Source organism: Actinoplanes teichomyceticus ATCC 31121, assembly GCF_003711105.1.
In the GTDB taxonomy this organism is placed as follows: domain Bacteria; phylum Actinomycetota; class Actinomycetes; order Mycobacteriales; family Micromonosporaceae; genus Actinoplanes; species Actinoplanes teichomyceticus.
The window spans coordinates 7,243,564-7,257,910 of record NZ_CP023865.1 but is presented as its reverse complement, the minus strand read 5'-3'; the positions used below and the strand labels follow the sequence as shown (position 1 = coordinate 7,257,910).

Below are 14,347 nucleotides of genomic sequence, written 5' to 3'. Positions count from 1 at the left end.
ACAGTGCTGCGTTTTGGCCGGACATGTCAGACACCTCCTCTTGGCCATGCTAGCGATCGAGATCGTCTCGTGGGTGAGGTGTGTCACTCTGGGTGCCGGCACCAGCAAAGCTACTGGCGGGTAACCTTGCCGCATGTCCCGCCGCCCGGGGGTCTTCCGGCCGGCACGGATGGCCGATCGCAACGGTGCGTTCAATACAGGAGGGTCGTAGGAGCGCGATGAACATCGTCGTACTGGTGAAGCAGGTGCCCGACTCCGGTGCCGAGCGCACCCTGAGCGCAAGCGACAACACCGTCGAGCGGGGCTCGGCGAGCAACGTCATCAACGAGATGGACGAGTACGCCATCGAGGAGGCGTTGAAGATCAAGGAAGCGCACGGTGGCGAGGTGACCGTGCTGACGGTGGGCCCGGCCGGCGCGACCGAGTCGATCCGCAAGGCGCTCTCCATGGGTCCGGACAAGGCCGTCCACGTGCAGGACGACGCGCTGCACGGCTCCTGCGCGGTGGCCACCTCCAAGGTGCTCGCCGCCGCCCTCGCCCAGCTGAACGCCGACCTGATCCTGTGCGGCGCCGAGTCGACCGACGGCCGGGTCCAGGTCATCCCGCACATGCTGGCCGAGCGGCTGGGCGTGGCCGCGCTGACCGGCGCGCGCAAGCTCACCGTGGACGGCTCCCAGCTGACCATCGAGCGGCAGACCGACGAGGGCTACGAGGTGGTCACCGCCGCCACGCCGGCCGTCGTCAGCGTCTGGGACACCATCAACGAGCCGCGGTACCCGTCCTTCAAGGGCATCATGGCCGCCAAGAAGAAGCCGCTGCAGAGCCTCTCCCTGAGCGACCTCGGTGTCGCCGGCGACGAGGTCGGCTTCGCCGGGGCCACCAGCAGCGTGCTGGAGTGGTCGAAGCGCCCGCCGCGCACCGGCGGCGCCAAGGTCGTCGACGAGGGCAACGGTGGCGAGCAGCTCGTCGCGTACCTCGCCACCGAGAAGTTCGTCTGAGCCCGGAGAGGATGAGGGACATGGCTGAGGTACTGGTCGTCGTCGAGGCCTCGCAGGCCGCCGGCGTCAAGAAGGTCACGCTGGAGATGCTGACCATCGCCCGCACCCTGGGCTCGCCGTCCGCGGTGGTGTTCGGCGATGCCGCGCAGTTCACCGACAAGCTGGCCGAATTCGGCGCCGAGAAGATCTACGCGGCGTCCGGTGACGACGTCGAGGGCTACCTGGTCGCGCCGAAGGCCACCGTCGTGGCCGAGCTGGTCCAGCGGGTGCAGCCGGCCGCCGTGCTGCTCGGCTCCACCCAGGAGGGCAAGGAGATCGCCGGCCGCCTGGCGGTCAAGCTGGACAACGGCCTGCTGACCGACGCGGTCGAGGTGGCCGCCGACGGCACCGCCACCCAGGTCGTCTTCGCCGGTTCCACGATCGTCAAGTCCAAGGTCACCAAGGGCCTGCCGATCGTCACCATCCGGCCGAACTCGACCACCCCGGCGCCCGCACCCGCGTCGCCGTCGGTCGAGCAGCTGACCGTCGCGGTGTCCGAGAAGGACAAGCTGGCCAAGGTCGTCGAGCGGGTCGCCGAGCAGAAGGGCTCCCGCCCCGAGCTCACCGAGGCCTCGATCGTCGTCTCCGGCGGCCGCGGCGTCGGCAACGCCGACAACTTCAAGCTGGTCGAGGAGCTCGCCGACCTGCTCGGCGGCGCGGTCGGCGCCTCCCGTGCCGCGGTCGACTCCGGTTACTACCCGCACCAGTTCCAGGTCGGACAGACCGGCAAGACCGTCTCCCCGCAGCTCTACGTCGCGCTGGGCATCTCCGGCGCGATCCAGCACCGGGCCGGCATGCAGACCTCGAAGACCATCGTCGCGGTGAACAAGGACGCCGAGGCGCCGATCTTCGAGCTCGCCGACTTCGGTGTCGTCGGCGACCTCTTCAAGATCGTCCCGCAGGCGGCGGACGAGATCCGCAAGCGCAAGTAACCCCTGCGCGGTCACGGCCCGGCGGGGGACCGCCGGGCCGTCCCCTTTTCCCGGTACGACCGGTGGGGCCCCGCCCGCAGGCTTCCCGCCGAGCCCCGTGCATTCCCGCACGACACGGTTCCCGCCCCGGGCCGGTTGCGCGCCCCACGCCGGTTGCGCGCCCCACGCCGGTTGCGTGCCCCGCCCGCGGCCCACCCCAGCAGGCTCACCGCAACTCACGCGACCGGCGCTGAACGTGGCCGTCTCGCCGGACTGACCCCCACCACCCCCGGCCGCGGCCCCGTCAGCGCGGATAACCACCCCCAGCCCCAGCCGGCGCACCCGGCTGGGGCCGACGGCGGTCATCGGCGCGCGATACCCACGCTGAGCCCCGGCTGGCTGCACGGGCTGGTGTTGGTGGCGATTTTGCGTCGGGATGGCTGCACTGAGCCCCAGCCGGCCGTTTCCGGCTGGTGCTGATGGTGGTCATGGGCGCCGGATGGCCATGCGGGCCCACGGCGGTGGTGCTACCCGGGGTGGCGAGGGCCCGTGGGTGGGATCGGCGGGGTGGCGGGCCCGTGGGTCGGATTGCTGCCTGGCGGGGCCCGGTGGGCGGGGTTGCGGAGGCGGCGGGGCGCATGTCGGGCTGGTGCGGGGATGTTTGGGGTGGCCGGGACCACCCACGGGCGTAGCCCCGGAGGGCTTCGCGTTCTGGACGCCCCGGCGGCCAGCGGAGCCCGCAGGGGCCCTCGGCGGGAGCGGCGGTCTGTACCCCCGCGGACCTACGACATCAAGCTTTTGATCTTGGATGTGGTCTCGACCTGTGATCTTGGACGGGCGAGCGGCGAGGGGCGACGGCCGAGGGCCGAGGAGCGGCGGGCCAGGGATGACGGGTGTGGGGTGGTAGGTGGCGGTTCGAGCCATCGACCGGCGACTGGCCCGGCAAGTTTCCCGGGAGCAGGTTCTAGAGTGGGAAAAATGGCCTACCTCGATCATGCGGCGACCACGCCGATGCTCCCCGCCGCGCTGGACGCCTACGTGGCCGCGGCGCGGGAGATCGGCAATCCGTCCTCCCTGCACGCGGCCGGACGTGGCGCCCGGCGGATGGTCGAGGAGTCCCGGGAGCGGATCGCGGCGGTGATCGGGGCCCGGCCCTCCGAGGTGATCTTCACGGGCGGCGGGACCGAGGCGGACAACCTGGCCACCAAGGGTGTCTTCTGGGCGCGGCGGGATGCCGAGCCGGGGCGGCGGCGGGTGGTGGCCTCGGCGGTCGAGCACCACGCGGTGCTGGACGCGGTGGACTGGCTCGGCACGCACGAGGGCGCCGAGGTGACCCTGCTGCCGGTGGACGGCGACGGCCGGGTGGACCCGGACGTGTTCGCCGAGCTGGTGCGCTCGCACGGCGACGAGATCGCGGTGGTGAGCGTGCAGTGGGCCAACAACGAGGTCGGCACGGTCCAGCCGGTGCCCGAGCTGGCGGCGGTCGCGGCCACCGCGGGCATCCCGTTCCACACCGACGCGGTCCAGGCGGTCGGGCAGGTGCCGGTGGACTTCGCCGCCAGCGGGGTGGCCGCGCTCACCCTGACCGGGCACAAGCTGGGCGGGCCGGTCGGTGCCGGCGCGCTGGTGCTGGGCCGTGACGTGAGCTGCACGCCGCTGCTGCACGGCGGCGGGCAGGAGCGGGACGTACGCTCCGGCACGCTGGACACCCCGGGCGTGGTGGCGTTCGCGGTGGCCGTGGAGGCGACCGTGCGGGCCCGGCTGGAGTACGCGGACCGGGTCGCCGCCCTGCGTGACGAGCTGGTCCGGCGGGTGCTGGCCGCGGTCCCGGACGCGATCTACAACGGTGACGCCGAGCGCCGGCTGCCCGGCAACGCGCACTTCTCCTTCCCCGGCTGCGAGGGTGACGCGCTGCTGCTGCTCCTGGACGCGCAGGGGATCTACTGCTCGACCGGCTCGGCGTGCTCGGCCGGGGTGGCGCAGCCCAGCCACGTGCTGCTGGCGATGGGCGCGGACGACGCCCGGGCCCGCTCGTCGCTGCGGTTCTCGCTCGGGCACGACAGCACCGAGGCGGACCTGGACGCGTTGCTGGCCGCGCTGCCCGGCGCGGTGGAGCGCGCCCGCCGGGCCGGGGCGTGGAAGAGCCCCAGATAGGCTGGAGCCATGCGAGTTCTTGCGGCCATGTCCGGCGGCGTCGACTCCGCGGTCGCCGCGGCCCGCGCCAAGGACGCCGGGCACGACGTCACCGGGGTGCACCTGGCGCTGGCGCGTAACCCCCAGACGTACCGGACCGGCGCGCGCGGCTGCTGCACGCTGGAGGATTCGCGGGACGCGCGGCGGGCCGCCGACGTGATCGGCATCCCGTTCTACGTGTGGGACATGGCCGACGAGTTCCACGCCGGGGTGGTCGACGACTTCGTCGAGGAGTACGCCGCGGGTCGTACGCCGAACCCGTGCCTGCGCTGCAACGAGAAGATCAAGTTCGCGGCGGTGCTGGACCGGGCGGTGGCGCTGGGCTTCGACGCGGTGGTGACCGGGCACCACGCCCGGCTCGGGGCCGACGCTCTGCTGCGCCGCAGCGTCGACCTGGCCAAGGACCAGTCGTACGTGCTGGCCGTGCTGACCGGCGAGCAGCTGGCCCGGGCGGTGTTCCCGCTCGGCGACTCGACCAAGGAGCAGGTCCGCGCGGAGGCGGCGGCGCGCGGGCTGGCCGTCGCCGACAAGCCGGACTCGCACGACATCTGCTTCATCGCCGACGGCGACACCCGCGGCTTTCTCCAGAGCCGGCTGGGTGCGGCGCCCGGCGACATCGTGGACGGGCGCACCGGGGAGAAACTCGGCACCCACAACGGCGCCTACGGGTTCACGATCGGCCAGCGCAAGGGCCTCAACCTGCGGGTTCCGGCGCCGGACGGCCGTCCGCGCTACGTGCTGTCGATCACTCCGGTGTCCAACACGGTGACCGTCGGCCCGCGCGAGGACCTCGAGGTGGACGTGGTCACCGCGACCCGCCCGATCTGGCACGACGCGTCCGCCGAGCTCGACTGCGAGGTGCAGCTGAGGGCACACGGCGAGGTGGTCCCGGCCGCGGTCACGGTCACCGGGGACTCGCTGGTGGCCCGGCTGAAGACCCCGGCCCGCGGGGTCGCCGCCGGGCAGGCCGTCGTCGCGTACCGGCCGGACGCCGGTGGCGACATCGTGCTCGGCTCGGCCACCATCACCGCCGGCACCCGGGCGGCCGCCCATGCCTGAGAGCACCCCGGAGTTCGTCTGGCCGGCCGGCGCCGCCACCGGCATCGGCTCGCTGCCCGGCACCGACATCGCCGAGGCGCAGCGGATCGTGCTGGGCGAGCTGCCCGACCTGCCGCACCTGCCCGAGCTGCCGGAGCGCGGCCCGGGCGCGGACCTGATCGGCCGCGGCGCCGGGTTCCTGGTCGATCTGCCGGTGCAGCTGTACGCCGGCCGCTGGCAGATCGCCGGCCGGCCCGGCAGGGATCTGCGGCGTACGGCCGATCTGCTGGAGCGCGACCTGGACCAGCTGACCGAGCAGGCCGACGGGTTCACCGGCACGCTGAAGGTCCAGGCGGCCGGCCCGTGGACCCTGGCTGCCAACCTCGAGCTGCCGGTCGGCGGCCGGATGCTTCGTGACCCGGGCGCGGTCCGCGATCTCGCCGACTCGCTCGCCGAGGGGCTCCGGCGGCACGTCGCGGACGTGCGCAAACGGGTGCCGGGCGCGACCGTGCTGCTGCAGCTCGACGAGCCGTCGCTGCCGTCCGTGCTGGCCGGGCAGGTGCCGACGGAGAGCGGGCTGAGCGCGTACCGGGCGGTGCCCGCTCCGGACGCCGCGTCCCGGCTGCGCGCCGTGGTGGAGGCGGTGGACACCCCGGTGGTGGTGCACTGCTGCGCGCCGGACGTGCCGTTGCAGGTGATCCGGGACGCGTCCGCGTCCGCGGTCGCCTTCGACCTGTCGCTGCTGGCGGAGCTGGACCCGGTGGGCGAGGCGGTCGAGGCCGGGCTGGGCCTGTTCGTCGGCGCGGCGCCGACCCGGCCGGCCGCCGGGCAGCGGCCGGATGCCAAGCAGATCGCGGAACGGGTACGGAAGTTGTGGCAGCGGCTCGGCTTCCCGGCGGCCCGGCTGCCGCGGCAGGTGGTGCTCACCCCGGCCTGTGGACTGGCCGGCGCCGCTCCGGGGTATGTGCGTGCCCTGCTGAAGGCATGTCAGGAAGCGGGCCGCCGGGTCGCCGAGGTGTGATCCCCGTTTTGTCGGGGGGTGCGACTACCGTGCCTCGTAGGTCAACAGACACGGAGGTTGCGGTGACTTCACCCAGCGCAGAGCCCGGCGCGGAGCCTAGCGCGGAACCCGGCGCGGAGGCCGCCGCGCGGCACGCCGAGCTCGCCGATGAGATCCGTGACCATCAGTACCGCTACTACGTGCTCGACGCCCCGATCATCTCCGACGGGCAGTTCGACGCGCTGCTGCGCGAGCTGGAGGCGCTGGAGACCGAGTTCCCGGCGCTGCGTACCCCGGACTCCCCGACGCAGACGGTCGGCGGCACGTTCTCCAGCGACTTCGCCCCGGTGCAGCACATCGAGCGAATGATGTCGCTGGACAACGTCTTCACCTTCGACGACCTGGACGCCTGGGCCGAGCGTACGGTGCGCGACGCCGGCGGCCCGGTCGCGTTCCTCTGCGAGCTCAAGGTCGACGGCCTGGCGATCAATCTGACGTACGAGAACGGCAAGCTGGTCCGTGGCGTCACCCGGGGCGACGGGCGCACCGGTGACGACGTGACGCCCAACGTGCGGACCATCCGGGAGATCCCGGAGCGGCTGGCCGGCGAGGACGTGCCCGGGCTGCTCGAGGTGCGCGGCGAGATCTACTTTCCGGCCGAGGCGTTCGCCGACCTCAACGCGTCGCTGGTGGAGCAGGGCAGGGCGCCGTTCGCCAACCCGCGCAACGCCGCCGCCGGCAGCCTCCGGCAGAAGGACCCGCGGGTCACCGCGTCCCGCGGCCTGCGGATGGTGGTGCACGGCATCGGCGCGCGGGAGGGTTTCAACCCGGCGTCGCAGTCGGAGGCGTACGACGCGCTGAAGGCCTGGGGGCTGCCCACCAGCTCGCGGTGGCGGCTGGTCGAGGACATGGCCGGCGTCCGGAAGTTCATCGAGTACTACGGCGCGCACCGGCACGACGTCGAGCACGAGATCGACGGCGTGGTGGTCAAGGTCGACGCGGTGGCGATCCAGGGCCGGCTCGGCTCGACCAGCCGCGCGCCCCGCTGGGCCATCGCCTTCAAGTACCCGCCGGAGGAGGTCACCACCAAGCTGCTCGACATCGCCGTGAACGTGGGACGCACCGGCCGGGTCACGCCGTACGCGGTGCTCGAACCGGTGCAGGTGGCCGGCTCCACGGTCGCCCAGGCCACCCTGCACAACGCCCGGGAGGTTGCTCGCAAGGGCGTGCTGATCGGGGACACCGTGGTGCTGCGCAAGGCCGGTGACGTGATCCCGGAGGTGCTCGGCCCGGTCGTCGACCTGCGCCCGGCCGACGCCCGGCCGTTCGTCATGCCCACCGAGTGCCCGGCCTGCGGCACGCCCCTGGCCCCGGCCAAGGAGAGCGACGTCGACATCCGCTGCCCGAACGCCGAGTCCTGCCCCGGCCAGCTGCGCGAGCGGCTCGCCACGCTGGCCAGCCGCGACGTGCTCGACATCGAGGTGCTCGGCGACAAGGCGGCGCGGGCGCTGCTCGACTCGGGCGTGCTGCACAACGAGGGCGACCTCTTCTCGCTCACCGAGGAGGATCTGCTCCGCGTCCCGTTCTTCGTCAACCAGAACGGCAAGCTCGGCAGCAACGCGGGGAAGATGCTGCGCAGCCTGGCGGAGGCGAAATCCCGCCCGTTCGCGCGGGTGCTGGTCGCGCTCTCGATCCGGCACGTCGGCCCGACCGCGGCGGCCGCCCTCGCCCGGGAGTACGGCTCGATGGCCGCGCTGGAGGAGGTGCTCGCCCGGACGGCGGCCGACCCGGAGGCGGTGGCCGCCAGCGCCGAGGCGGCCGAGGCCGCGGCGGAGGCCGCCGGAGCGGCAGCGCCGGCGGACGGCGACCCGCAGGCGGCCGCGTCCCCGGACGCTGAGTCCCCGGATGCCGCGTCCCCGGACGTCGCCTCCCCGGACGTCGCCTCCCCGGACGTCGCCTCCCCGGATGCCGCCGCCGCGGATGCCGCCGCCGGGGACGCGGCATCCCCGGACGCCGCCGCCGTGGCGGAGCGGGCCAGGCGGAAGGCCAAGGCGGTCGATCCGCTCGCCGCCGTCGACGGGGTCGGGCCGATCATCGCGGACAGCCTCCGCGAGTGGTTCACCGTGCCCTGGCACCGCGAGATCATCGGCAAGTGGCGTGCCGCCGGCGTCAGGATGGCCGACGAGCGGGTGGAGAGCGGGCCGCGCCCGCTGGAGGGTGTGACCGTGGTGGTGACCGGCACGCTGGCCGGTTTCACCCGGGACCAGGCGGCCGAGGCGGTCACCTCGCGGGGTGGCAAGGTCAGCGGCTCGGTGTCGAAGAAGACCGGGTTCGTGGTGGTCGGCGACAACCCGGGCAGCAAGTACGACAAGGCGCTCGGGCTCAAGGTGCCGGTGCTCGACGAGACCGGCTTCGGTGTTCTGCTCAGCGACGGGCCGGACGCGGCCCGCGCGGTGGCGGAGGTCGCCGCGGAGGACTGACCGGTTCCGCGGCGAAGCGGCCCCGGCCGCTTCGCCGCGCCCGGCTGGACCATTACCCGCGGACCGCTCGGGAGCCGAGCCGGGTCCGGGTCGTCCGACGGCCGGCCGGCGGCGGGGCCTGGTTACGGGCACGTCGTCACGCCGGTGGGTGAATTGTGTGTTTGATGGCCTATGCCGATTTGATAACGGGTAAGAACTTTTGCGGCGAACGCACCATGTGGATCTATGGTGTAGGCGATCGGTGATCAAGCCATCGTGGAGGTCGCATGGATGCCGTTCGCCCGCGTACGGCCGCGTCCGGCCCCCGGCGGCGCCGCGCGCTGATCGTGACCGCGAGCCTGGCGGCCGGCGTCGATCTACCCCTCTGGGCGGCCACCCGGAGCGATTTCGCCACGCTGCCCCCGGCGTACTGGGTCATGGCGGCCCTGGCGGTCGTGGCCGATGTCCGGCCACACCCGCTGCCCGGCCGGCGGGCCAGCCGGGTGATCCTGCCGTCCCTCTGCTTCACCTTCGCCATCGCGCTGGCCTGGGGTTTCGTCCCGGCCCTGGTGGTCCAGACGATCGCCGTGACGGTCGCCGGGGTACGGATGCGGCACACCGTGCCCCGGACCGTCCACCTGGCGGTGCAGCACACCGCCGGGCTCGGGGCCGCGTCGATCGTGGCCGGACTGGCGTCCTGGCGATTCGGCCCGCGCCCGGATCTCGGCGACGCCGCGCTGACCTGTGCCGCGGCCGCCGCCTGGATCGCCGCCCGCTACGCGGTGGCGGCCGTGGTCCTGCGGTGCAGGTCGCAGCGGCGTACCCGGCATCGCCGGCGTGAGCGCGCCGATCTGCTCGCCACCGCCGCGCTGCTGCTGCTCGCCCCGGTCCTGCTGGTGGTCGCCCGGGTGAGCCCGGCCCTGTTGCCGATGTCGCTGGTGGCCCTGCACGCCGTGCACCGGATGGTCCGCTGGGCGGGCGAGTCGGAGCGGGCCGCCCGGGTCGACGCGCTCACCGGCCTGCCGAACCGGCGGGCCCTGCAGTCGAGCATGTCCGAGCGCAACCCGGACCGGCAGCGCGCCCTGCTGCTGCTGGACCTGGACCGGTTCCGCACGGTCAACGACGCGCTCGGGCACGGGGCCGGGGACCGGCTGCTGGCCCGGGTCGCCGACCGGCTGGCCGACGCGGTGCCCCGGCACGACCTGGTGGTCCGGCTCGGCGGGGACGAGTTCGCGGTGCTGGCCACCCGGGTCGAGGGGCCGGCGTCGGCGCGGCGGATCGCCGCGCACCTGGCCGAGGCGCTGAGCCGCCCGTTCCCGATGGACGGCACCCCGGTCGAGCTGACCGCCTCGATCGGGATCGCGCTGCAGTCCGGCCGCCGCGACGGCGGCACCCTGTTGCGCGAGGCGGAGACCGCGATGTACGAGGCGAAGCAGCGTGGCGATCACGTCGCGGTGCACGGCCCGGACGCCACGCACGCCTCCCCGGACCGGCTGGCGCTGCTCGCCGACCTGCGCGCCGCGCTGCGCCACGACCCGCCCGACGACGGGATAGTGCTCTATTATCAGCCGCAGATCGCCATCGCGACCGGCGAGGTGGTCGGCGTGGAGGCGCTGCTGCGCTGGCGGCACCCGCGGCGCGGCCTGGTCGGGCCTCAGGAACTGCTCCGGGTGGCCGAGCCCACCCCGGTGATGCGGCTGCTCACCGGCCGGGTGCTGGACGAGGTGGTGGCGCAGCTGGCCGGGTGGCGCGCGATCGGCCGGCCGCTGCGCGCCGCGGTCAACGTGAGCGCCCGGGACCTGCACGCCGGGGACGTCGCCGACCGGGTCGGCCGGCTGCTGCGTGACTACGAGCTGCCGTCCGACCTGCTGCAACTGGAGATCACCGAGAGCGCGCTGATGGCCGACCCGCACCGGGTGCTGGACACCGTCACCCGGCTGGACCGGATGGGCGTGGCGATCTCCCTGGACGACTTCGGCACCGGTTACTCGTCGTTGCAGCACCTGCGCCGGCTGCCGCTGTCCGAGGTGAAGATCGACCGGTCGTTCGTACTGGGCATGGCGGGCGACCGCGGGGACGCGGCGATCGTCCGGTCGGTGATCGGCCTGGCCGACGCGCTGGGCCTGCGCGCGGTCGCCGAGGGGGTGGAGGACGAGGTGACCTGGCGGCTGCTCGCGGCGGCCGGCTGCCATGCCGCGCAGGGCTGGTTCCACGCCCGGCCGATGCCGGCCGCCGAACTGGCCGAGTGGCTGAGCCGGTACCGGCCGGTCCGCCCCGGGGTTCGGCGCGGGCCGTGGATCCCGGCGAAATAGACTCGGCGCGGACAAGGATTCCCACCAAGTGTTGAGGGGGCAGGATGGCCGCCATCTCCCGCGAAGAGGTAGCGCATCTGGCGCGCCTGTCGCGGCTCGCCGTGACCGAGGAGGAGCTCGATCGATTCGCGGGGCAGCTCGACGTGATCCTGCAGTCGGTGGCCCGGGTCGGTGAGGTGGCCGCGGAGGACATCCCGCCGACCTCGCACTCGGTGCCGCTGACCAACGTGTACCGCGAGGACGTTCCCCAGCCGAGCCTGGCGCAGGAGGCCGCGCTGTCCGGCGCGCCGGATGCGTACGAGGGCCGGTTCCGGGTGCCGCGCATCCTGGACGAGGAGGAATGATCGTGAGCGACCTGACCCGGCTGTCGGCGGTCGAGCTGAACAAGCTGATCACCACCCGGGAGGTGTCCGCCGTCGAGGTGGCCACCGCCCACCTGGACCGGATCGACGCCGTCGAGGACCGTGTCCACGCGTTCCTGCACGTCGACCGGGAGGGCGCGCTCGCCGCGGCGAAGCGGGTCGACGACGGTGAGATCACCGGGCCGCTGGCCGGGGTGCCGATCGCGGTCAAGGACGTGGTGGCCACCAAGGGCATCCCGACCACCGCCGCGTCCAAGATCCTCGAAGGCTGGAAGCCGCCGTACGACGCGACCATCGTCGAGCGCCTCAAGGCCGCCGGTATGCCGATCCTCGGCAAGACCAACATGGACGAGTTCGCGATGGGCTCCTCCACGGAGTACAGCGCGTACGGCCCCACCAACAACCCGTGGGACCTGGGCCGGATCCCGGGCGGCTCGGGCGGTGGCTCGTCCGCCGCGCTGGCCGCCTACGAGGCCCCCCTGGCGATCGGGACCGACACCGGCGGCTCGATCCGCCAGCCGGGCGCGGTCACCGGCACGGTCGGCGCGAAGCCGACCTACGGCGGCACCTCGCGGTACGGCCTGATCGCGTTCTCCTCGTCGCTGGACACCCCCGGCCCGTGCGCCCGCACCGTCGAGGACACCGCGCTGCTGCACGCGGTGATGGCCGGCCACGACCCGCGGGACTCCACCTCGATCCCGCAGCCGGTGCCGGACGTGGTCGCCGCCGCCCGTCGCGGCCTGCAGGGCGACCTGACCGGGGTCAAGCTGGGCCTGGTCAAGGAGTTCGCCGGGGACGGCTCCGAGCCCGGTGTCGCGGCCGCCTTCAAGGAGTCGCTGGAGGCGCTGGTCAAGCTGGGCGCCGAGATCGTCGAGGTGTCCTGCCCGCACTTCCAGTACGCCCTGCCGGCCTACTACCTGATCGCGCCGAGCGAGTGCTCGTCGAACCTGGCCCGCTTCGACGGCGTCCGGTACGGCCTGCGCGCCGGCGACGACGGCCGCAACTCCCTCGAAGAGGTCATGTCGCTGACCCGGGAGGCCGGCTTCGGTCCCGAGGTCAAGCGCCGGATCATCCTCGGTACGTACGCGCTGTCCAGCGGGTACTACGACGCGTACTACGGGCAGGCGCAGAAGGTCCGTACCCTGATCACCCGGGACTTCCAGGCCGCCTTCGAGAAGGTGGACGTGCTGGTCTCGCCGACCACCCCGTTCGTGGCGTTCCCGTTCGGGTCGCGCACCTCCGACCCGTACCAGATGTACCTGGCCGACCTGTTCACCATCCCGACGAACCTGTACGGCGGCCCGGCGATCTCGGTCCCGTGCGGCCTCTCCGAGGGACTGCCGGTCGGCTTCCAGATCATGGCCCCGACCCTGGCCGACGACCGCATGTACCGGGTGGCCGGCGCGCTGGAGTCCGCCGTCGGCACGCTGACCCCGCCGGCGCTGTGAGGGAGACCCCGAGATGAGCTACGAAGAGATCCTCACCCGGTACGAGCCGGTCATCGGCCTGGAGACGCACGTCGAGCTGGGCACCGCGACGAAGATGTTCTGCGGGTGCAAGACCGATTTCGGCGCCGAGCCGAACACCCAGGTCTGCCCGGTCTGTCTGGCCCTGCCGGGCGCGCTGCCGGTGATGAACGGCGCCGCGATCGAGGCGACCATCCGGATCGGCCTCGCGCTGAACTGCGACATCGCGCAGTGGTGCCGGATGGCCCGGAAGAACTACTTCTACCCGGACATGCCGAAGAACTTCCAGACCTCGCAGTACGACGAGCCGCTCTGCGTCGACGGCCACGTCGACGTGACCGTCGACGGCAAGGAGTACCGCATCGGCATCGAGCGGGTGCACATCGAGGAGGACACCGGCAAGACGCTGCACGTCGGCGGCGCCACCGGTCGCATCCACGGCGCCACCGAGTCGCTCGTCGACTACAACCGGGCCGGCATCCCGCTGGTCGAGATCGTCACCAAGCCGGTCCCCGGGCTGGGCGAGCTCGCCCCCGAGGTGGCCAAGGCGTACGTCGCCGAGCTGCGGGACATCATCCGCTCGCTGGGCGTCTCCGACGTCCGGATGGAGCAGGGCTCGCTGCGCTGCGACGTCAACACCTCGCTGAACCGGCCGGGTGAGGAGTGGGGCACCCGTACCGAGACGAAGAACGTCAACTCGCTCCGCTCGGTCGAGCGCGCGGTCCGTTCCGAGATCGTCCGCCAGGCGGGGATCCTGGACGAGGGCGGCAAGATCGTCCAGGAGACGCGGCACTTCCACGAGGACCGCGGCGACACCAGCCCGGGCCGGTCCAAGGAGACCGCGACCGACTACCGCTACTTCCCGGAGCCGGACCTCGTCCCGATCGCGCCGGACCCGGCGTGGGTGGCCGAGCTCAAGGCGGGGCTGCCCGAGCGGCCGAGCGTGAAGCGGGCCCGGCTGCGCGAGGAGTGGGGCATCTCCGAGGTCGAGATGCAGTCGGCGGTCAACGCCGGCGCGATCGAGCTGATCGAGGAGACCATCGCGGCCGGCGCGTCCCCGGCGGGCGCCCGCAAGTGGTGGCTGGGCGAGCTGGCCCGGCGCGCCAACGAGCTCGGTATCGAGCTGTCCGCGGTGGGCGCGACGCCGGCACAGGTCGCGGCCCTGCAGCGGCTGGTCGACGACGGCAAGCTGAACGACAAGCTGGCCCGTCAGGTCCTGGAGGGCGTGGTGGCCGGCGAGGGCGAGCCGGTCGAGGTGATGGCGGCGCGGGGTCTCGAGGTGGTCTCGGACACCGGCGCGCTGCAGACCGCGGTCGACGAGGCCATCGCGGCCAACCCGGACATCGCCGCGAAGATCCGCGACGGGAAGGTCGCCGCGGCCGGCGCGCTGGTGGGCGCGGTCATGAAGACCACGCGCGGCCAGGCGGACGCGAAGACCGTCCGCGACCTGATCCTGTCCCGCCTCGGCGCCTGATCCTCGTACGATTCGCCGCCCGGCCCCGTCCACGGGGACCGGGCGGTGATCTTTCCCGGAGCCGGATGGACCGCTTCCCACCTGCACGCGGATAC

At 73.2% G+C, this 14,347-nt stretch carries 10 protein-coding genes; all 10 read left to right on the top strand.

The features are described 5' to 3' along the window. Positions 1–218: 218 nt before the first annotated feature. Positions 219–998 (top strand): electron transfer flavoprotein subunit beta/FixA family protein, encoded by a 780-nt coding sequence (locus ACTEI_RS31805; RefSeq protein ID WP_122981017.1) that lies wholly within the window; start codon positions 219–221, stop codon positions 996–998. Positions 999–1,018: 20 nt separating this feature from the next. Further along, positions 1,019–1,969, top strand: a complete 951-nt coding sequence (locus ACTEI_RS31800) for an electron transfer flavoprotein subunit alpha/FixB family protein (RefSeq protein ID WP_122981016.1) — start codon at positions 1,019–1,021, stop codon at positions 1,967–1,969. A 957-nt stretch (positions 1,970–2,926) separates the two neighbouring features. After that, a complete protein-coding gene (locus ACTEI_RS31795) occupies positions 2,927–4,102 on the top strand; it encodes a cysteine desulfurase family protein (protein WP_122981015.1) in 1,176 nt (391 codons plus the stop codon). Positions 4,103–4,111: 9 nt separating this feature from the next. Next, entirely contained in the window at positions 4,112–5,200 is a 1,089-nt protein-coding gene (mnmA, locus tag ACTEI_RS31790) for a tRNA 2-thiouridine(34) synthase MnmA (RefSeq protein ID WP_122981014.1), read from the top strand. Then, positions 5,193–6,200, top strand: coding sequence for a methionine synthase (locus ACTEI_RS31785; RefSeq protein ID WP_122981013.1), 1,008 nt, complete (start codon positions 5,193–5,195; stop codon positions 6,198–6,200). The genes mnmA and ACTEI_RS31785 overlap by 8 nt, the downstream gene beginning before the upstream one ends. Next, entirely contained in the window at positions 6,164–8,659 is a 2,496-nt protein-coding gene (gene ligA / locus ACTEI_RS31780; protein ID WP_122981012.1) for an NAD-dependent DNA ligase LigA, read from the top strand. Before ACTEI_RS31785 ends, ligA begins: the two co-directional genes overlap by 37 nt. A 266-nt stretch (positions 8,660–8,925) precedes the next feature. Continuing rightward, complete coding sequence (locus ACTEI_RS31775) at positions 8,926–10,950, top strand: putative bifunctional diguanylate cyclase/phosphodiesterase (RefSeq protein ID WP_122981011.1); 2,025 nt, start codon at positions 8,926–8,928, stop codon at positions 10,948–10,950. A gap of 44 nt (positions 10,951–10,994) precedes the next feature. Beyond that, positions 10,995–11,294, top strand: coding sequence for an Asp-tRNA(Asn)/Glu-tRNA(Gln) amidotransferase subunit GatC (gene gatC, locus ACTEI_RS31770; protein WP_122981010.1), 300 nt, complete (start codon positions 10,995–10,997; stop codon positions 11,292–11,294). A gap of 2 nt (positions 11,295–11,296) precedes the next feature. Next, on the top strand, positions 11,297–12,760 hold the full coding sequence (gene gatA, locus ACTEI_RS31765; RefSeq protein WP_122982531.1) for an Asp-tRNA(Asn)/Glu-tRNA(Gln) amidotransferase subunit GatA: 1,464 nt from the start codon (positions 11,297–11,299) through the stop codon (positions 12,758–12,760). A gap of 13 nt (positions 12,761–12,773) precedes the next feature. Further along, positions 12,774–14,252 carry an Asp-tRNA(Asn)/Glu-tRNA(Gln) amidotransferase subunit GatB gene (gene gatB / locus ACTEI_RS31760; protein WP_122981009.1) on the top strand — a complete coding sequence of 493 codons (1,479 nt, stop codon included), beginning with the start codon at positions 12,774–12,776 and terminating at the stop codon, positions 14,250–14,252. Positions 14,253–14,347: the final 95 nt, after the last annotated feature.